Raw genomic sequence first — 18,560 nt, forward strand, 5'->3', positions numbered from 1 at the left:
TGAATGCCGTCCTCGGCGGTCACCCGTGACGGGCCTGCCGCGTAGTACTCGTAGGGATAGGTGTATTCCTGGATGTCGGTGGTGTGCCGAACTTCGGGGAGGTACACTGGTTCGATGGACTGCACGGAGATGTCCGAGCGGTTCGGCTCGCAGGTCTTGTTGTAGGTGACGTTGTTGTCGCCGGTGTAGGTCACCGTCGTCGTGTGGTGCTGCTGGAGCCGCTCGACGGCCCACTCCTTGTACTCCGTCTGAGTCTGGCCGAACCGACGCTCCTCGACATCGTCGAACACCTCCGCGAACTGCTCGGTATCGAGGTCGACCGTCGCGTGAAGGTTCTCGGTGACCAGCGTCCCGACGTCCTCGTCGACGACCTGCGGCTGCCCGCGTTCGGCTTGGGCAACGAATCGCGATCGGTCGTTGATCCGGTGGATGACGCCCACCGACGTTTCGAAGACGGCGTTCGTGTCCGCGGTGACCGCGACCACTGGGCGGAACGTCACCGATGAGTGTGGGTCTGGGAGGTCGGCGGCCTCGATGTTCTCGATGTCGCGGAACGCCTCCGTGACTGGCGCGTCGACGTCGGCGGCCGGATCGTACGGGCGGAGCGTCTCGTCGCAGAGAATCTCGATGCGACCGTTGTAGAGGTCGAGGCCGATCTCGTCGGCGATCTCCCGGAGGTCCTCGCCATCGAGCAGCTCGATCGGGTGTGGGTCGTCGTTCTGCTGGAGGCGGTTTGCGTACTCCTGAGCAGGGTTCGTAAACCGGCCGGTCGTGACGACCATTCCGCGTTTCGCGCCGTCGAAGTCGAATGTCGCGATGGCGGAGTGGAGCTTCTGGACGACCGGCCGCCCGACCGTCCCCGTGTGCTTGCACTCGACGATGATCGCGCGCCGCGTGCCGTCGACGACCTCCTCCATAATGACGTCGCGACCCTCGTCAGCCGTGCGGTCGGCCTGGCGGACGTTCTCGTAGCCGAGGTTGCGGAACACGTCCTCCATCACGTCCTCGAACTCGAACCCCGAGAGATCGTCCAATACAGCCATCCTCAATTATGTGGACAGTACGTTGCAACTGCCAAATACGTTGCCGAACGCTACGCCGTCCTGTTTGTGGAACCCCTGAGAGGGGTGCGGGGGTCACCGAACCGCCCGCGAGCAACGATGAACGGAAATGTACCTATGGCCAGTTCGGAATCGGTTCCAGTCGCATCGCCCGGTCAGTCCCACCGAGACACAGTCGAGTACGTCGGCTTCCGCGTCGACGGCCAAGCCGTCGTGCTGAACCTCTCGGAGCATCGGCGACTCTCCCTCGAGCGCAGTCTGGACCTGGTCAACCACAGTTCGAGAGACTACTCAAATCGAGTTACGAGAGGAAAGTTCTAGAGGAGTTCTCCAGACGAGATGGTTGATTAGTCAGTAGAGATTGCTTCATGCCAGATCACACTCAGATATAGAACGAAGAATCCACTAAAAGTACTACACTTTAAGTTGGTCTTGGACTCGGTCTGTAGACAGACCAAATTCAAGCAGACTCGCTCTTTTTTCCTCTAATTCCTCTGCCCACTCTGAATCACCCTCGAAGAAACGCAGTACATGGGGGTTGTTCCTAAAGAAGAGGCCTGCAACCTCTCCAAAGTCAGATAAAGCACCTTCAGGAGAGTCTATTTTGAATAATTTCCGGCGCTTCGACATTCTCTTCAGAGGGTTTGGATTCCGCAATTCACGGTTTACGTGACGGTCAATGAAATCATCAAGAGTTCCATATGAACGGAGTGCCCCATCTAAGTGGAAACATCGCTCACACTCCTCATCTACAATCGCATGTAGATATCGGGTATAATACTTCAACATTTCATCAGCAAGACTCGTATGTAATGAGTGCCGGATTCCTGTTCGCGGCATCAGTTCCTCAATCTGCAGATGCCACTTACCATCTCTTTTTTCAAAATAGAACTCAGTTCGGTCTTGTAATCCGTGATCATAGCTCTCAGTCCCCTTCTGAATGAAGAACTCGTGCCCAGATCTATCTTGAAGCTCTTGTAAAGTTTCAGGGCCACGCCAATGAGCGGCTAGTTTCGATTGACGAGTAGTGTCTGGTAGACCGATTTTTGAATATGTGATTGGAACGGCGAGATTAACAGCCTCTGCTCGGGCTTGGTTCAGTTTTCCAACCAAGCGATAGTTCTGGGAAAGTCGGGAACAAAGAATTAGATAGTGATTCTTGTATTCGAAGCTATTCTTATTCATATCAGCCTCGGGAGAGACTTCGATTAAGTCCCCAGAATTTCCACCAGTGAATTCGGGATAGGTCTCTTTCAGAATCCCTCGTTTTTGTGCAACAGCGATATCCCAAAGGTAGTAGCGACACTCTCTAGTTTCATCAATCTCGATTTGCTTTGCCAATTCTCGCTCAACTTTGACTCTGGAAATGGCCTCGTGGTCAGCCACGATTGATTTCAGAGATTCATACTCTTCCATCAGCTCTTCAGACGCAAAATTCCCGAAGCTCAAGCTTTTCACACGTATATTTTCTTCCTCACATAGAGAAGCCACAGTCCCCATTTGCTCCAATAAATCCGGAGGGACTTCGTCAGTAGGCATTATTGTGGCTAACTTTCGGGCACATATGAATTTTGCCACCATAGACCGGTTGTAGGCCTCTAACCAGCTGTTTCCTCAACTCGAAGAGAATAGAGGGCGTTTTACTGAATCCAGTTTGTGGATGGTAGTTTCATAAACACCTCAGAATATGATGGCCCTGAGATTCAAGTACGATTTCGGGTCGATAGTGTTTATTTCCCCCGAGAGGGGTGCGGGGGAACTCACTCCCCATCACCGAGTTATGACTGATTCAGAGTACCCCTAGCGAGACGAATCGCTCCGTTGTAACCCCAACTGGAAGCAGGAGTTGAGGATAGGGTCGAGAGTTTATAACCCATTACGGGGGAACCGCGGAGGGAGGTGACGTAGCGTTGACCGACCACATCTGTGACTACTGTGGCGAGGCATTTGCGACTTCCAACGAGTTGGGTGGCCACGTAACCGCGGTCCATCGTCGCGACCAGATCGTAACGGACGCAGACGTAATCCTTGACGATATTCGGCGTGTCGCAGACAAATTAGGGAAACCGCCGACAGCAAAGGAGATGAGCGAGCACGGAGAATACTCCCAGCGCGTCTGCCAGAATAAATTCGGGAGTTGGAACGAGGCGCTTCGTGAGGCTGGCTACGCTCCAAATCGGAAATTCCGACTCACCGATCAGGACCTGGTGGACGAGATTGACCGGCTTGCGGAGCAGCTCGGTCGCCCACCATCAAGCGGGGAGATGGATCGGATTGGGAAGTATCACAGATGGACGTATGACCACCGGTTTGGCGGGTGGGAAGAGGCACTCACCGAAGCTGGCTTCTCACAACCACGGTCCTATCAAGAACGTTTAGAGATCCCGTACGGGCCAAATTGGCCGGAGCAACGGCGGCAAGCATTGGAACGTGATGACTTCCGGTGCCAAACGCCGTGGTGTGAGATGACTCAAGCGGATCATCAAGAGCAGGTCGGAAAGGACATCTCTGTCCACCATTTGATTCCGCGGAAGTTCTTCGTCGGCCCGGACGGGCAGTTTGACCATGAACAGGCGAATCGAGTCTCGAATCTCGTGACGGTCTGCTCGAAGCATCATCTCATCTGGGAAGCCGTCGCCCCGCAGCGGTTGGATACGATTGTCGACGCCACACAGCCACCAGAGCGAGGTGGGCCGGACGGCGTTGCTCTCGCCCTACGAGGGGATGAGGGGTAACCCCCTCGTGATTCAAATGCGAGAGACAGACGAGTCTATCCCGACGCCCAATACAGACGGTCTCACGAACAGAGAACGGCTCCGGTGGCACCTCACTAGTGCCCTCGCAAGCGCCGAGTCGGCGGGAACGATAACCCACCTCCGAGGAGCCCTTGCAACGTATCGGAATCTTCCGCCGTCACCACTCGTCGAGTGTCCGCTCTGTGGGAAAGTCGGGCTTCCAGAGCGAATCCAAATTCACGAATGTCGACAGGCGTAGCGTCGTTTTTTGCGCCTCGATGGGTGGAGGCGCAGATCAGAACGCTTCGCGCCTTCGGAGGATGCTATGAAAGACCCAGAGGAAGCTACGGTCTTCGCAGGCCTCGATGGGCGAACCGAGACTGAACTACCCGAGTGGTACGCCGATCAACACGGAGGTCCCGAACCAATCAGCTTCAGTGAGGCGATTCGAAACCTCCCGCAGGCAGTCAATACAGCGGTCGCGTATCGCAACCCGTACAACGACGAATGGATTGAAACGGAGCGATTCAACGCCATCGTCGAGCCGTCGCGCTTGCAAGCAGAAGCGGATGGGAACACCGAGGCGGAGTCACTATTTCACATCCCGACTGACTCCTACTCGATCATCAACCCGGTCGACGTCTACGGGCCGCTAGAGGAGGTCCTCCGCGAGGAGACCATCGACGGGACCCCGCTGGGCGAGGTGATGTTCGGCGAGATTCGGCGCTACCGGGGCGGTGGCGAGGTCCATATGGACATCATGTTCGACGGCCTCGAGGTGCGCCTGCCCGGTCGGTCGGACCCGATTACGATGGGCGTCACGTCGGGCTACGACTTCTTCGGCGAGCACGCCGTCTACGTGGAGGGGTTCGCTCAGGATGGCTACTGCTCGAACACGATGCGCTCGCTCACCGACAAGGAGGTTATCAAGCACGTCGGCGACGTGCGGAACTTCCGCACCTGGTGGGAGGAGCTCCTCGCACAGGTCGAACTCGTCGCGGACGACCTCTTCGAGTTCATCCGGGACGCCCAGGATATCGACCTCGACTTCTCGGAGCTCCCGTTCACCGTCACGGAGTTCTACACCCTGTTGGGGTTCCCGGACTACCTGGCTGAGCGTGCCGCCGGCGATGCAGAAGCCAACGCCGCGTCACCGTTCGAGATCGATATGTGGACGCTGCATTCCGGCGCGACGTACGCTCTCACCCACTTCTTCCAGGGGAAAGAGGGGGCATCCCTCGATCAGTACGTTCGGATCGCCAACGACATCCTGTTCAATCCGGAAGGCACGATTGAGCGCGTCGAGCAGTCGTACGAGCAGCAGCTAGAGGCGGACGGTGACGACGGGTCACAGGCGTCGCTGGCCGGTGAACGAGCGCTGGCGAGCATCGAGCGCGTCAGCGACGACCTGCAGGAGAAAGTCGAGCAGTTCGAAGAACGCGAGGACGCGCTGCGTGAGCGGTTCCAAGAGGCGATGGGCTAAGAGCAGTCGGAGAGAAGACTCGCCAGGCGTGCTTCCGTTCTAGCGGCTGGAATCCACTGCTGACAGTATTAAGTGAGTAGGGGCGTACCCAGAGACCATGTCTATTGAGCATAATCCGACTCTCGACGCGCGAGAGCCACAGCAGGGGGATATAGAGACTTTTGAAGAGTTGGAGTCTGGTGACTCGGTCAAATTCTTTGAATGGCCCGTCGAGCCGTTGACCGTGATCGACTGGGAAGAAGACGATAATGTCGGGAAGCGAGTACGAGTGGAAGCAGAAGGCGGCGAGTCGTTTCTCTACCAGGTAGACGGCCACCTCTGGCATTACGTCCCTGAGGACGAGTTCGCAGGAGAAAGGAATCCCTTCCCAGTCCAGAATCTCACAGTACTCGAATCCCCAGAGGCCTAACCAGACTTGAGGGGAGTCCGTGGAGAATTGGTTCCTCTTTTGGAATGGCTTGGTTTACGCATTTCCGCTATTTTCTGTCGCCCACTCGAGTAACGGTTCCAGTCGCGTTCGAACCTCGTCGCCATCGTCGGTCAACGCATATTCGACACGCGGCGGGATTTCATTATACTGCGTCCGTGAGACGATCCCTGCCTCCTCAAATTCGTCGAGGCGTTTCGAGATTGTCGAGGTACTCGCCGTTGGGAGGTGCTCCTCGATCTCCGCGAACCGCAGTGAGTCGTGTGCGCCGATGATGCTGACGAGTTGCATCGCGTATTTCCGGCTCAACGTGTCGATAACTCCTGTGAGCGGACAGTAGCACGTCCCCTCGACATCGCACGCGGGCGCTGATGAAGTAGTATCTGCCATAGCTTCGTAGCCTCCAACCTACTCTATGGCTTTGGACTCTGGAGTATAAGAACTTCCCGTCGTAAAGTATAGACACAGATGGCCCAGACGTCCGACTATGATCTCGTGATTCTCGGCGGTGGCGCCGCAGCCTTCGCCGCGATCACTGAAGCGAGCCGGCGGGACCTCTCGACTGCGATGGTGAACACCGGCCTTCCCATCGGCGGGACGTGCGTGAACGTCGGCTGTGTCCCGAGCAAGCATCTGCTCGCCGTCGCCGAGAGCGGCGCTGCAGAGTCGGAGAGCCCCTTCGACGCCGTTCGATACCCTGAGGAACCGACTGTCGACTGGGCCGACGCACTCGACGGCACCGACGAACTCGTCGAACGGTTCCGGCAGGAGAACTACGTCGACGTCGCAGAGCATTTCGAGACCGACATCTACGAGGGCTACGGCCAGCTGGTCGGCGACACAACCATCGAGGTCGTCGACTGCGACGACGAGGGCGTACGCATCACTGGGGAGAAGGCGCTCGTCGCGACCGGAAGTTCACCGTGGGCGCCATCCATCGACGGCCTCGGCGGCGTTGACTACTACACGAGCGAGACCATCCTCGAGGAGCGCGACCTCCCCGAGAGCATCGTGATGCTTGGTGGCGGATACATCGCGCTGGAGTGGGGCCAGATCCTCCACCGTGTCGGCGTCGATGTGACGGTTCTCCAGCGCTCCGGTCACGTGCTCTCAGATATGGAAGGTCAACTCGGCCGGGAGATGCAACGAGCCTTCCGCGAGGAAGGAATCGACGTCGTGACCAGTAACGACTTCCAGCAGGTTCAGGATGTGGCTACCGACAGTGGTGCTGACCCTGGTCAGAAGGGCGTCGCTGTGGAGACTGTCATCGAGGGCGAGGAGCGAGCGTTCACCGCAGAGGCGTTATTCGTCGCGACCGGCGTCCAGCCCAACAGCGAGGACATCGGCTTGGAAGCAGTCGGCGTCGAGACCGAATCCGATGGTGCGATTCGTGTCGACGAACATTTCCAGACGACCAATCCCGACATCTACGCGGCGGGCGACGTGATCGGCGAACCCGAACTGGAGACGGTCGCCGCCAAGGAGGGCAATCACGCCGTCAAGAACGCCTTCGGGGACGAGGGCGTCAGCATCGATTACGACGCGGTGCCAGCAGTCGTGTTCACCAGCCCGGAAGTCGCCGCGGTCGGGACGACCGAACTGGAGTACATGGACGAGCACGGAACCTGTTCGTGCCGAACCGTCCAGATGGCGGATGTCCCGCGAGCGAAAGCCGTCGAGAACACGGATGGCCTCGTCCAGGTCGTCAAACACCACGAGACCGACGAAATCGTCGGCGTCCACATGGTTGGCCCCCGTGCCGCTGACATGATCATGGAAGCGACGCTGGCGGTGAAGTTCGGCCTCACCGTCGACGACATCATCGATACCGTCCACCCGTTCCCCACATTCAGTGAGGCGTTCAAACACGCCTGTCAGGCGTTTCGGCGGGATACGTCAACGATGAGCTGCTGTATCGAATGAAACCGGCTCATGGCCACTGGTAGCGATATAAAGTGATTCGAAGTCACATGGGAAGAGGATTTTCTGATCCGGGATTCCAGCAGGGGATCATCGCTCGGCAGCCACCCTTTGTTGGAAGACCTGGCGACGCTGTATAGAGTGTCGTTTTTGTGGCCCTCAAGGGGTGGAGGGCACCGATATGGAGAGAACAGACGACGCCGAAAATGACGAATTCCCGCCAGAAAAGCGGCTTGAAGCACCGAACACGCGCCTGATCAAGGCAGGGATCGCGACGATTCCGGATATGGAAACCCTCCAGGAGTGTGTTGCCTACGAGAACGCCCACCAGAATCGAACGCAGATTCTGCGCCGGCTCAAGTGGAAGGCTGAAGAGCTGCGTGAGAACGAAAAATAAGCTCTATTCTTAACCAACACACTCCGCGTGAGTTTCCCTATTGTTGGTTAACTGCCTGAGTCTCGGTTTTTCGGGCCCCTGAGAGGGTGCGGGGCAGCCAGCAGCGGCCTCGCGAGCCTAATCATGTCCCTCAAGCTGGGCTCCAGCGCCAGCACCGCCCGCGAAATCGCCGCCGCCAGACGAGCAGACTACGTGGCGTTTCTGCATCGAGCCCCGTTCGTCTCCGATGCTCTAGCCCTCGGATTTCTCCCCGGGTTTCGGGAAGACTGTGGGTATCAGACGAATCAGTACCTAAACCTCGAGGTTCCAGTTGGGATGCTGGACAACGACTTTCGGAACCCCAATCTTGAGCGGTTCGTCGACCGTTTCTTCGAGTACGAACCTCAGGTCGGGGTCATCGGGGACGTCGACGAAATCGACAACGTCGACGCCCACGTCGCTGCGGCTCGTGAGATCCAAGCGAGCTATCCCGAGGCCGAGCTCATCGTCGTTCCGAAGTCCCAGGCGGTAATCGACGCGATACCCGAGACCCTCGTCCTCGGGTATTCACGGGGATACGCCGACCGCCTGGCCCACGAGTTCTCCGACCCAGCCGATTGGAGAGGGCGGCGCGTCCACATCCTCGGCGGGAGTCCGCCCAAGCAGCTCGACGCCATTCGACAGCTGACCAGACCGACACTCACCGACGAGCCACCAGCCGACATCGTCGGCGTCGACTGGAACGGGCTGCATCGCGGCGCACAGTTCGGTGAGTTCTGGTCGGCCGACGGCTGGGATGACAGCGGTCGCGACGCCGACCACGTCACCGTCCGAAAAACGGTGCGCCACAGCCTCGCTCGCGTCCGTGAGTTTTGGAGGGCTCACGGAATCTGGCCCGAAACGACACCGCAAAACGAGGGGCTCAACGTCGAGTACGAGGGACCGAGTCCTGCCGATCTCGAGGACGCCGCCTGTACCGAGTGCGGGACGAACGTCTGGCGAACTCGCCGCGGTCCGTACGTCGCCGAGTACGATACCGGCGCAATCTGTGGATACTGCAGCTACGAGTGCTACTTCAACCACCGTCACCGGAACAACCTGGAGGAGATCGCCGGCGAGCAGAGCGTCTACCTCCCGCCGGCGTGATTTCGCGACCTGTTTTTCGTGCCCCCCGAGAGGGCGAGGGCTCCTTCGAAAGCTCTCAGAGGTGACTTCCAGTGAGTCAACAACAGAGTCCCGACAACGTCTCGATCGACGAGATCCCGGTCGATATCGACAACACGCAATCAGCGAAGGTCGATTCCGCCGACGTCCCCTACGAAATCGAATCCATCACCCGTGGGCTCGCCGGTGAGCAGCCGCCGACGAATCCCATAGTGGTTCTCAAAGCGGCCCGATGGTGGTACATTCACGGCAAGGGCGGCACGGATCCCGCCTTCCAGTGGGCCATCGAGTGGGCGCGTCACCTTGCGACCGACACGCCTAGCGACGTCGAGCGGTTCGACGAGTTCCTCGAGTACCTCATCTCGGTTGGCTTTGCGGACGAACGCCACGAGCTCCGCTGACTGACAGAGCGGTTTTTTGAACGCCCCTGAGGGGTGCGGCGCGGTCTGAACAGACGCAGTCGCCGTGAACACGATTCGGTGATCACGATGTCTACGACCAGAGACTCGTCGGTCTCCTTCGACCAGACCGACACGCGATCAGACGAGATGAACAGTACCATCGTACAGTGGATCGACGACCTCGTCGCCGGCGTCGACGACGCGCAGGCCAGCGAAGAGTTCCAAGAGTGGCTCGATGTCCAGAGTCGTTTCCACGACTACTCCTACCGGAACACGCTCCTCATCAAGCGGCAGTGTCCCGAGGCGAGCCGGGTGGCGGGCTACCGTACGTGGCAGGAGGAGTTCGACCGCCACGTCAAGGAGGGCGAGTCGGCCATCTGGATCTGGGCGCCGATCATCACCACGCAGTGCCCGGAGTGCGAGAACTCGCCGAGCTACCACGAGGACAGTGACTGTGAGTACGACGAGACGCCACCCGAGGAGTGGTCCGAGGGCCTGGTGGGGTTCAAGCCCGCGCCGGTGTTCGACGTCTCCCAGACCGAAGGCGAGCCGCTTCCCGACCTAGACACTGAAGCGACCGGGGACGCCGGCGACCTCGTCGAACAGTTGACTGTCGCCGCTGACGACCTCGGCGTGACGGTGCGGATCGTTCCAGCCGAGGAGTGGACCCACGGCGAGGCGAAGGGCATCTGCGAGCAGCTGAGCCTCGTCGACGTTCAGCCGCTCGTTGAGGTGCGTGATCGGGAGAACGAGGCCGACCTTGCGCGGACGCTGATCCACGAGTACGCACACGCCCTGCTCCACTTCGACGTCGACGACGACACCGAGCGGTCGAAACGCGAAGTCGAGGCTGAAGCCGTCGCGTACGTCGTCGGGCGCTACTGCGGGCTCGACACCAGTGGGTCGGCGTTCTACCTCGCTGCGTGGGAGTCGGACGATTCCGAGGTCGTTCGCGAGCGCCTCGGACGGATCAGTTCCACAGCAGAAGAGCTCATCGACGTGCTCGAAGGCGAATCCTCGTCCTAACACAGTTAACCAACAGAGTGATGGATTCCTTCCGTTCTGTTGGTTAAGTTTTTCAGCGCCCGCCTAGGGGCGGAGGCGCATTCAGACCTCCGTCGAATAATGACTGAACCCTATCTCACGACGGTCCTCGAGGAAGCCGAGCACGTTGCCAAGCAACACGACCAGATCGCTCGAACGACAGACAACCAAGCCCACGAGTACCTCCGATACGCCGTCCTCCGGGTGCTCGAAGGCGAATCGGACCACCTCCCAGCAGACTGGACGCCGATCGATGGCGTGACCGTCGGCTACGGGAGCGACGATGCGATGTACGACAGCTGGGGCTCCAGCGAAGACTGGTGGGAGACCGTCCCGCCGCAGGTGGCGTGTACCCGATTCCGGGTGTTCTTCCCGGACGACCACCAGACGGTTCCCCGCGACATCGTCGACGTGATGGCCGCGCTCGGTGCCTGGCGCGTCTGGACTGGGTGCGCAGCCGCGTGCGGCTCCTACGACCATCGCGAGCGTCGCGAAGTCCACTACCTGTGGCCGGAAGGCCATCCGGTGGAGGAACTGCTCCACGAGCGGCTCAGTGGCCCTGCGGAAGCCGTCGCTCCGGACGGGGGTCGAACGGGCGACGTTCGCGACCGACTGGTCGTCGACGAGATCGCAGAGTCACAGGACGATCTCGAGCCCCGCACGAAGCGTGCTGTCGCCGAAGCGATGGACGTCTCGCTCCTCTCGAAAGGTGGCCGCTACGAGGTGCAGTCTGCGTCCGGGAACCGGTACGAAGTCGACGTCATCGACGAATCGTGTACCTGTCCCGACTGGCAGCAGCGCTCACCCGAGGGCGGCTGCAAGCACCTGCGTCGCGTCGATCACGAGATCAAACGGGGCCGCGTGCCCCGACCAGACGGCCGCCTTCCTTCCACGTAGGGTAACGATTGAGCTACTCCACGGGACGGACTGTGTCGCCATCTCGTTGGACCCGGTCGAACGTTGAGAGATACGCGATCCGGTCGTGAATTTCGTCGGTATCCAGCTCCAGTTCGGCGGCCAGTTCGTCGACGGCCATCGGCTCGTCGAGTGCCTGGAGGACTTCGAGCCCCCGGTAGTACCTATTCGTGAGCTCCTGGACGCGGGCCTCGATGGGCGTGGTTACTCCGTATCGCTCCTCGAGTTCGACCAACGCCTCGTTCGCGAACGTGGCGAACTGATCGTCCCCCAGGCGTTCGATCTGGGCTTCGAGTTCTTCACCGACGACATCGTAATCGAGGCCGACCTGCACGAGCATATTCATGTCCTCGATGTCGTCGTCGCGGCCGGCGATCGCCTTGAACAGGAAGATATCCTCGTTGCTGACCAGCCGGACCGCCAGTCGATCCGTGTCGAGGAACGGCTCGCTGCGCTTTTGCATCCCGTCGGTGAGCACGAGCTTGTTCGCGACCTGCTGGTTGAAGATGTCGAGGCGACACCCGTCGTCGTTCTCGACGCAGCTCGTCGCCCCCAGCGCCCGGTAATCTGGATCCAGCGATTGTACCTCCGCATACCCGAGGTCCATCAGGACCGCCCACAGCTGACCGTACGCGTCGCCATCTGGGACGACCAAGTCGATATCTTTCGTCGCCCCCTTGAGGTCGCGCAGCGACATCGCGCCACCACCGATCAAGTAGACCGTGAGCGGTTCAGATAGCCCGTTCCCGATTCGCTGGAATTCGTTCTCGATGTACTCGCGTCCGAATGTTGGTCTCATTGTGGTAGTGGCACCTCGTAGTCAGCCGCCAGTTCCTGAAACTCGTCCCACTCCGGGAGTCGGTCGTCGTCGACCTCGCCGTGCGTCTCGAGGTAGCGCAGCAAGGCGTCGATTTCGTCTTCGAGGCCATACTTCGCCCCCTGCTCTCGGAGATCCGCCTCGTCGACGTCAACGTGGCTGAGTAGAAGGAGACAGTACGAGCGGTGGCGGCTGCCGTCGTCGATTAACAGTGTGTGACAGCAGAGCTCCGCCGGCGAGACTGCGTCGAGGTCCTCGGAATAGACGTAGTAGCGGTGGCCGGTGAGCAGAAACTGGAGGTCGAAGGCCGCGAATCGAGCGAGGCCTGTTTCGTGGAACGGCTCCGCGTCGATCTCCGTCTCGGTCTGGGTGAGGAATTCGTCGTAGTCCTCCCAGAGAATCGTCCCCTTCGGGGCGACGGCTTCGAGGCGTTGACGATGCAGATGGTGTGCGAGTTCACGGGCGAACTCGTGGAGGCGGTCGAAGTCAGCGTTGAAGTCATAATGGCCGTCGGCCGTCCCGACGAGCCCACGGTCGCGAAACCGCTTGAGGACGCGGTTGACCGTGTTGCGGTAGTTGTCGCTCTGGTCGGCGATCTCGGAGACGGTTCGCGGCTGGTCGAGGTAGTACAGCACCTCGAGTGCTTTCCCGGTCAGCAGTTCAGGGAACTCGATGTGGGAGTGCTGGCGGACGAGGTCCCGATAGAGTTCGACGGCGCGAGCATCCGACGGGACGACTCGTTTTCGCCGGCCATCGCGTTCCGTGTAGACGAGCCCCTTCTCGACGAGGTCGGCGACGGCACGCGAGAGGTAACTCTCGCTGTGGTTGAGCTTCGTCGCGAGCTCGGAGATCGTGTCGCCTCGGTCGACCGTAGCGAGGACCTCGAGTTCGATGCGCCGGAGCACGTTGTAACGTAGTACGAAACTTGTATATAAAGAAGTTTCGAGTAGTGTTACAGCCAGCAATCGCGAGAACCGCCCCCATCGTCTTAACCAACAAAACTATGGATTCATGGGCCGTGTTGGTTAACACGAGAGTAGCCGATGTCCTACGAACCCCCGACCCCACCGGCGAACCTCCCGACGGAGATCGTCAACACGCTCAATGAAGCCACACCAGAGCATCTTCGGGACGTTGCCAGCTACGCCGAGGCGTTGGCAGAACACAAAGAGCGGGAGGCTCGTCTCGAGGAGGAAGCGGACGACGCCGACGTCGAGGAGCGCCCCGATGACCTCCCAGACGACGTGCCGGCGAAGGCGACGATCACGATCAAGGAGATCAACGACAACCGCTACTACTACTGGCAGTGGCGGGAAGGCGATTCGGTGACGTCGAAGTACAAAGGGCCGGTGAATCCCGACGAGTAGACGAGATGGAACTGTAGCCTGATGTTCGTTTCAACGTGATTCGTAGCGTAGCAGATGACACCCCCCAGAGTGTGAATGGGATCGGTTTACCCGACACCCCTCGGTGTGAATGGGCTACCAACCGCCGATCTCTAACGAGACTTCACGCCGAGAGAAGACAGAGCAACACGCGGATAGATTACGCCTCGTTTACCCCCACACCCCTCAGTGTGAATGGTCCACCACCCAGGGTACCGCGATTAAGAAGGCATTAACAGCTGAAGTCCTCACGCCGTAGGGAAGGTTCTCGCCTCAGTGGCGAACCTTCGGCTTCGGCACAAGGCCTCGCCTTTCAGAATACGTCTACTCGGAGGATTGTTTAGACTGTAGTATAATAAAGATAACTACAGCTGCGGTGCGGTGCAGTAGCGGGTCGGGTCAGCTACCGTGACAGAACGTGTAAGCCGCTCTCCGTGCCGTACTAGGTTCTTCAGCCGAACGAGCCTGCTTCATCGACTCCCGCTCTATCTCTACAACCGTCGTATCCTATGGGGAACCATTCACACCGAGGGGTGGGGGTGTCACCATCCCATCAACGTCTGGAGTTCCGGCGTGGAGTTGATCAGTCCAGTTCGTGTACTCTCGACGTCTCCTTGGAGCGAATACGACCTAAACTTCCCCTGATCTCCGCCCTCCTTCTTTTTCGATTCGAGAACTCCTGTCGTCACGTGCTTGTTCAGAAGCTCAAGCGCACGATTGTACCCCTTGGGCTCTACTTCGACGTCCCGTGCTACTGTTTGGTAAACCTCGTGAATCTCTGACGTCCGGAACCATTCTTTCTCCGGGTTATTCCGGTCAAGACGCGTGAGAGCAAACAGGAGTAATTTCCCGGACAACGGAGTCCCTTTCACCATCTCCATGAAGAGCTCAACTTCGACGAGTTCGTCAGCTTCGAGAACGTGATTCGCGGTCACGATATCGTCGCCTTCTTCGTCGGCGATCTCGCCCGCATTTCGGAACAATCGGACTGCCCGTCGAGCGTCACCGTGTTCTTCAGCTGCGAGTTCAGCTGTGGTTGGAATCACCTGGTCATCGAGGACACCGTCGTAAAATGCGTCCCGTCGATTTTCGAGGATTGCAATGAGCTGGTCTTCTTCGTACGGTGTGAACGTTCGGTGTTCTGGCTGGAGAGTCGATTGAACCCGTGACTCGATTTCTCCTTTGAATTCGATGTCGTTCGAAATCCCGATTGTAAGGACTGGGAAGTCAACGTCGTCTTTTGATTGTGACCGTGATAGCGTGTAGAGGACTTCGTTCACTTCTCCGTGCTTGTCGATTTCATCGATAATGACGACAAGACCGCCAGAAAACTCCCGCTGAACAACGGGCCACAATTTCTGATCCCGATAATGCTCGGCTGAGAGGCCCTGATAGGGGACATCAAGCGGATTCTCTGCTTTCGCGTTCACCTGCTCTGCAATCTTTCGGAAGGTGGAGGTATACGTAGAGATGGGGTCTGGGTTAATGTAGGCAGTAACGATGGGGGAGTCCGTTCCTGCAGTTGCTGCTTCAAGCCGCTCGCAGACGTGTCTTGCAACTAGTGTCTTCCCCGTCCCGGTTTCGCCCCACTCCAGGACGTTATCCGGGACACTATTTGTCCGCATTTTTCGGAGATTCTTGGCCAAGAACGTGATATGGTCGTCTCGTCCGACAATTCGATTGGCGTCAGGAACGTTATCGATCTCGAGCAACCACGGTTTCTCAAAAATATCCGATTCATCTTCGCTATCCCCCTCGTCGACATTTAGTATCTCGTCGACGGTTGTTTGCGTGGAATCGTTGTTTGGCATGACCGGACCAATTCGCCCCATTCACATATAGGTTGCCCACCCTCGGTGTGATTGATTTACGTCCATTCACACTCCGGGGGGTGTTCCAGAGAGCGGGACCCCCCAGAGTGTGAATGGGATCGACCTCGTCGCCCACTTGTGATTTTGCTCACCTCAGAAGAGGTTTGAGACAACTCATCCGTTCCGGGCTGCTGTAAACTCCGTCAGATCCAGCTCTCGTGTCTCTGCGAGTCTCCGTCGAATGTCTGTCCGATCCCACCCGAGCGGTGAAAGCACGCTCTCGACCGCTCTGACCAGCTGCGTCTCGTAGTACGAGGCGTCGTAGGTCTCGATCTCCTCGTGGGCGAGGGCGACCCGGTCTCGCGAGGATTTCTCGTCGTCGACGACCACGTACTCGATATCCTGGCCCGGGTGGACTGCTAGGTCCTGCTCGCGGGCTCGCTTCAAGGCGGCCACGTTCTGGGTATTCTGTGAGTAGCCCTCCAGGGGCTTCGAGACACGGTTCCGTTCGACGAGGTCCTTGATCGGGACCTCGCCGGCGTGTAGGCGATCGATTGCATCTCGAAGGAAGGTGAGGACTGCTTCCGGTGACCGGGTCACATCGAATCGTTTGAGACACTTCCGCTGGACCTTCTCGATAAACGGTGGCGTCGAGCGCTGCCGGGCTTCGATTCCTCTGATTTTGAACTCGTCGTCGCCGGCGACCTTCCCGGAATACTTCGTCAACGCGCCGGCGTCGTCGACGAGCCGCTCAAATCGGTTGTTTACGGTTCCGGGGGCATTGTGTCCCGATTCCGCTGCGTTCGAGGGCAACAGATAGTCGTTCCATTTGGACGCATCGAGTGTCTCGACATGATCGAGATAGTCCGCGACGCCGTACAGCAGTTGGACGGACGGCGGGCCGTTCTTCCGGTTTTCGAACTCGATGCCGGGCGGCTCTGCCTTTGGGACGAACTGCGAGACATGGAGCGCCGCGACCTCGCCGCGATGAAACTATAATCGATGTTAATGTGACTATGAAGCCAATCACAAACAAAGATTTGACTCAAGGGATGACAATTTTCGCGGTGCGTGGGCATATTCCCTACAATTAAAATTATTTACAAATAACAGGATAGTATTATCTGCGATGTCAGAGCTGATGTAGCATGAAGGATGACAAATCAGAACCCAAGACAGAGACTCGGCGAAGTCTACTCAAAAAAACTGGTAGTATTGGAATTGGTGGTGGAGCAGTAACTGCTGGAATCACCTACGGAACTGGAAATGCAAAAGGAATGATCTACATCTCTCCAGGGACGATTTATAAAGAGGAAATAGAAACACTCTGCGACCTTGCTCCAGAAGGACTGGCTGTGTGGGCAGCCGCGTCACTAACGGACCCAATTCCGGGTGATTCAATCTTTCTTGGAATAGCAGCGGCTGGTTCCTCGGCAGCATGTGCAGTGCGCGACGAGTTCGTCGAGCACTATCCCGATGCTGATGCGATAAAAGTAAAGCGCCCAGAAGACCAATCTGAAGATATATTTGTGGAACCAGTATACGATCCACCGTGGTGGATTCCTCCAATAGTGTAATCGCCATCCACCATGGTGGCTTTTTTCAATAGTATAATGATCGAACTATTCAGTCCCATCATCGGGCTGGTAGTGGCAGTAGGATTATTATGGAAAGCGTCTCAGTCACATGAACAGCGCCTATGGCACCTCATTGGATCGCTCGGATGGGTTGTATTTGCCGTCTCTGGATTCACCGCCGGGCACATTCAGCTAGTGGTTATTAGCATGTCGATCGCCATATTCGGCGTTGCTATCTTTGTTCGCCGGAAAACTAGCCACAACGGAACAGCAAGCGTGTAGGACCGTATTTGATTATCAGTAGTTGAACCCACATTAGTGTATTCAGTGTTGGAGTACTCTGTTGAATCCGCAGAAGGCGACGGGATAGCGTCGCTCTGAAGGTGGAAGCGAAGCGGAAGAGCCGAATGTGACTAACCTACTCTTCCGCTTCGTTAAGCAAGCCGCGTCGCTGGCTCAAAAGCGCTGTGCCGCCAGTCCAACGGCGGTGAGTGATCCGACTGGCAACGGATTTCCCGGGTGGAAGCATGTCACGCTCCACTTTTTGCGCGTTCACATGGATGCGACGTACCGCGAGATCGTCGATTGGGCGAGTGAAATGGATCGTGTTCGTGGTCTGTTACAGCTCGCTCGAACGTCATTTCCCGCACCCTCAACGCTGTACCGGTCGTTTGAGAGGGTGCCCATGTCCGTGTGGCGCGGTTTCCTTCGGGAGTCTGCGACCATCTGCGATCCGGGCTCGCACGGTGCCATCGATGCCACGTTCTTCGACCGCGAAACGGCATCGAGACACTACCAACACCGCTCGGATCGCCACATACGCACGCTCAAAACGACGGCACTCGTCGATACAGATTCGTGTGCCATCCTTGATCTTCACTGCTCGGCACACTGGCCTCACGACACCCAAACTGGCCGTCAAGTTGCTCTTCGCAACACCGATAAAATCGAGAGTCTCGCCGGCGACAAAGGCTATGACGACCAATCTCTCCGGGACGCCCTCCGTTCAGAGGGCGTCCGGCCGTTGCTGCGTCACCGGCTGTTCGCTGCGTACGATCACGCGCACAACGCACGGTTGGACAGCGAGCTATACGGCCAGCGGTGGATGGCCGAGACCGCCTTTTCAGCCATCAAGCGTCGGTTCGGCCCCGCTGTCCACCCTCGCGCTTGGTACCGCGAGTTCCGCGAACTCGTGTTGACCGCCGCAGTCTACAACCTCGAACAAGCTCTCAAACAGTGATCCCCGCGCCGTCATCGGATTCAACAAAGCAGTGTTGGAGTAAAACAGCCGCTATATGCCGTTGAGCAGGTTTCATCTCTTGTGAGGGTCGATGCGGACATAGAGATGTACGAAGCCTTCCTCATGTAACGTACAACGGTTTCAGTGATTGGTACTTAATAGCTGTAATTCTCGGCGTCGTGATTCCGCTCCTCCCACCGATGT

At 58.2% G+C, this 18,560-nt stretch carries 19 protein-coding genes and 1 pseudogene; 13 read left to right on the top strand and 7 right to left on the bottom strand.

Features of this window, described 5'->3' with window-relative positions:
- A partial coding sequence (locus AC4NMM_RS05365; RefSeq protein ID WP_491923728.1) for a restriction endonuclease occupies positions 1-1,043 on the bottom strand: 1,043 nt, incomplete at its 3' end.
- Positions 1,044-1,475: 432 nt separating this feature from the next.
- A complete protein-coding gene (locus tag AC4NMM_RS05370) occupies positions 1,476-2,600 on the bottom strand; it encodes a hypothetical protein (protein WP_144050372.1) in 1,125 nt (374 codons plus the stop codon).
- Positions 2,601-2,971: 371 nt separating this feature from the next.
- Between AC4NMM_RS05370 and AC4NMM_RS05375 the strand changes: the two genes are divergently transcribed.
- The 3 genes from AC4NMM_RS05375 to AC4NMM_RS05385 all read left to right on the top strand — a co-directional run bounded on the left by AC4NMM_RS05375 (position 2,972) and on the right by AC4NMM_RS05385 (position 5,688).
- Positions 2,972-3,796, top strand: a complete 825-nt coding sequence (locus AC4NMM_RS05375; RefSeq protein WP_160162934.1) for a homing endonuclease associated repeat-containing protein — start codon at positions 2,972-2,974, stop codon at positions 3,794-3,796.
- A gap of 325 nt (positions 3,797-4,121) precedes the next feature.
- A complete protein-coding gene (locus tag AC4NMM_RS05380) occupies positions 4,122-5,279 on the top strand; it encodes a hypothetical protein (protein ID WP_049908451.1) in 1,158 nt (385 codons plus the stop codon).
- Positions 5,280-5,376: 97 nt separating this feature from the next.
- Positions 5,377-5,688 (top strand): hypothetical protein, encoded by a 312-nt coding sequence (locus tag AC4NMM_RS05385; protein WP_049908452.1) that lies wholly within the window; start codon positions 5,377-5,379, stop codon positions 5,686-5,688.
- A gap of 54 nt (positions 5,689-5,742) precedes the next feature.
- On the opposite strand, the gene AC4NMM_RS05390 is transcribed toward AC4NMM_RS05385, so the two are convergent.
- Entirely contained in the window at positions 5,743-6,096 is a 354-nt protein-coding gene (locus AC4NMM_RS05390) for a winged helix-turn-helix transcriptional regulator (RefSeq protein ID WP_082226606.1), read from the bottom strand.
- A gap of 78 nt (positions 6,097-6,174) precedes the next feature.
- On the opposite strand from AC4NMM_RS05390, the gene merA reads away from it, so the two are divergent.
- The 6 genes from merA (at position 6,175) to AC4NMM_RS05420 (ending at position 11,508) form a co-directional block, all read left to right on the top strand.
- Positions 6,175-7,629, top strand: a complete 1,455-nt coding sequence (gene merA, locus AC4NMM_RS05395; protein WP_008364327.1) for a mercury(II) reductase — start codon at positions 6,175-6,177, stop codon at positions 7,627-7,629.
- 178 nt (positions 7,630-7,807) lie between these two features.
- Positions 7,808-8,023 carry a DUF8129 domain-containing protein gene (locus AC4NMM_RS05400; RefSeq protein ID WP_491923729.1) on the top strand — a complete coding sequence of 72 codons (216 nt, stop codon included), beginning with the start codon at positions 7,808-7,810 and terminating at the stop codon, positions 8,021-8,023.
- A gap of 123 nt (positions 8,024-8,146) precedes the next feature.
- The gene (locus tag AC4NMM_RS05405) at positions 8,147-9,148 is read left to right on the top strand and encodes a DUF6610 family protein (protein ID WP_491923730.1); all 1,002 of its coding nucleotides are present in this window, start codon (positions 8,147-8,149) and stop codon (positions 9,146-9,148) included.
- Positions 9,149-9,219: 71 nt separating this feature from the next.
- Complete coding sequence (locus tag AC4NMM_RS05410; protein WP_491923731.1) at positions 9,220-9,567, top strand: DUF8013 domain-containing protein; 348 nt, start codon at positions 9,220-9,222, stop codon at positions 9,565-9,567.
- Between the two features lie 87 nt (positions 9,568-9,654).
- Positions 9,655-10,593, top strand: a complete 939-nt coding sequence (locus AC4NMM_RS05415) for an ArdC-like ssDNA-binding domain-containing protein (protein WP_491923732.1) — start codon at positions 9,655-9,657, stop codon at positions 10,591-10,593.
- Positions 10,594-10,692: 99 nt separating this feature from the next.
- Positions 10,693-11,508, top strand: coding sequence for a hypothetical protein (locus AC4NMM_RS05420; RefSeq protein ID WP_491923733.1), 816 nt, complete (start codon positions 10,693-10,695; stop codon positions 11,506-11,508).
- 13 nt (positions 11,509-11,521) lie between these two features.
- Here AC4NMM_RS05420 and AC4NMM_RS05425 read toward each other — a convergent pair whose 3' ends face one another.
- Positions 11,522-12,325 (bottom strand): DUF6036 family nucleotidyltransferase, encoded by an 804-nt coding sequence (locus tag AC4NMM_RS05425; RefSeq protein ID WP_491923734.1) that lies wholly within the window; start codon positions 12,323-12,325, stop codon positions 11,522-11,524.
- A complete protein-coding gene (locus tag AC4NMM_RS05430; protein WP_491923735.1) occupies positions 12,322-13,248 on the bottom strand; it encodes a helix-turn-helix transcriptional regulator in 927 nt (308 codons plus the stop codon). The genes AC4NMM_RS05425 and AC4NMM_RS05430 overlap by 4 nt, the downstream gene beginning before the upstream one ends.
- Before the next feature lie 138 nt (positions 13,249-13,386).
- Between AC4NMM_RS05430 and AC4NMM_RS05435 the strand changes: the two genes are divergently transcribed.
- Complete coding sequence (locus tag AC4NMM_RS05435) at positions 13,387-13,710, top strand: DUF6788 family protein (RefSeq protein ID WP_121598787.1); 324 nt, start codon at positions 13,387-13,389, stop codon at positions 13,708-13,710.
- 560 nt (positions 13,711-14,270) lie between these two features.
- On the opposite strand, the gene AC4NMM_RS05440 is transcribed toward AC4NMM_RS05435, so the two are convergent.
- Together AC4NMM_RS05440 and AC4NMM_RS05445 are read right to left on the bottom strand one after the other, a co-directional pair.
- Positions 14,271-15,539 carry an orc1/cdc6 family replication initiation protein gene (locus AC4NMM_RS05440; protein ID WP_491923736.1) on the bottom strand — a complete coding sequence of 423 codons (1,269 nt, stop codon included), beginning with the start codon at positions 15,537-15,539 and terminating at the stop codon, positions 14,271-14,273.
- 174 nt (positions 15,540-15,713) lie between these two features.
- Positions 15,714-16,277, bottom strand: a pseudogene (locus AC4NMM_RS05445) (DNA polymerase domain-containing protein); the annotation flags it as partial.
- 114 nt (positions 16,278-16,391) lie between these two features.
- Here AC4NMM_RS05445 and AC4NMM_RS05450 point away from each other — a divergent pair.
- From AC4NMM_RS05450 to AC4NMM_RS05460, 3 genes are all read left to right on the top strand, one after another.
- Positions 16,392-16,538, top strand: a complete 147-nt coding sequence (locus AC4NMM_RS05450; RefSeq protein WP_491923737.1) for a hypothetical protein — start codon at positions 16,392-16,394, stop codon at positions 16,536-16,538.
- Between the two features lie 149 nt (positions 16,539-16,687).
- On the top strand, positions 16,688-17,116 hold the full coding sequence (locus AC4NMM_RS05455) for a hypothetical protein (protein WP_491923738.1): 429 nt from the start codon (positions 16,688-16,690) through the stop codon (positions 17,114-17,116).
- A gap of 409 nt (positions 17,117-17,525) precedes the next feature.
- Positions 17,526-18,356: an IS5 family transposase gene (locus tag AC4NMM_RS05460; RefSeq protein ID WP_491923739.1), complete on the top strand. Its 831-nt coding sequence runs from the start codon at positions 17,526-17,528 to the stop codon at positions 18,354-18,356.
- Positions 18,357-18,560 lie beyond the last annotated feature (204 nt).

Source organism: Halorubrum sp. SD41 (assembly GCF_058630335.1).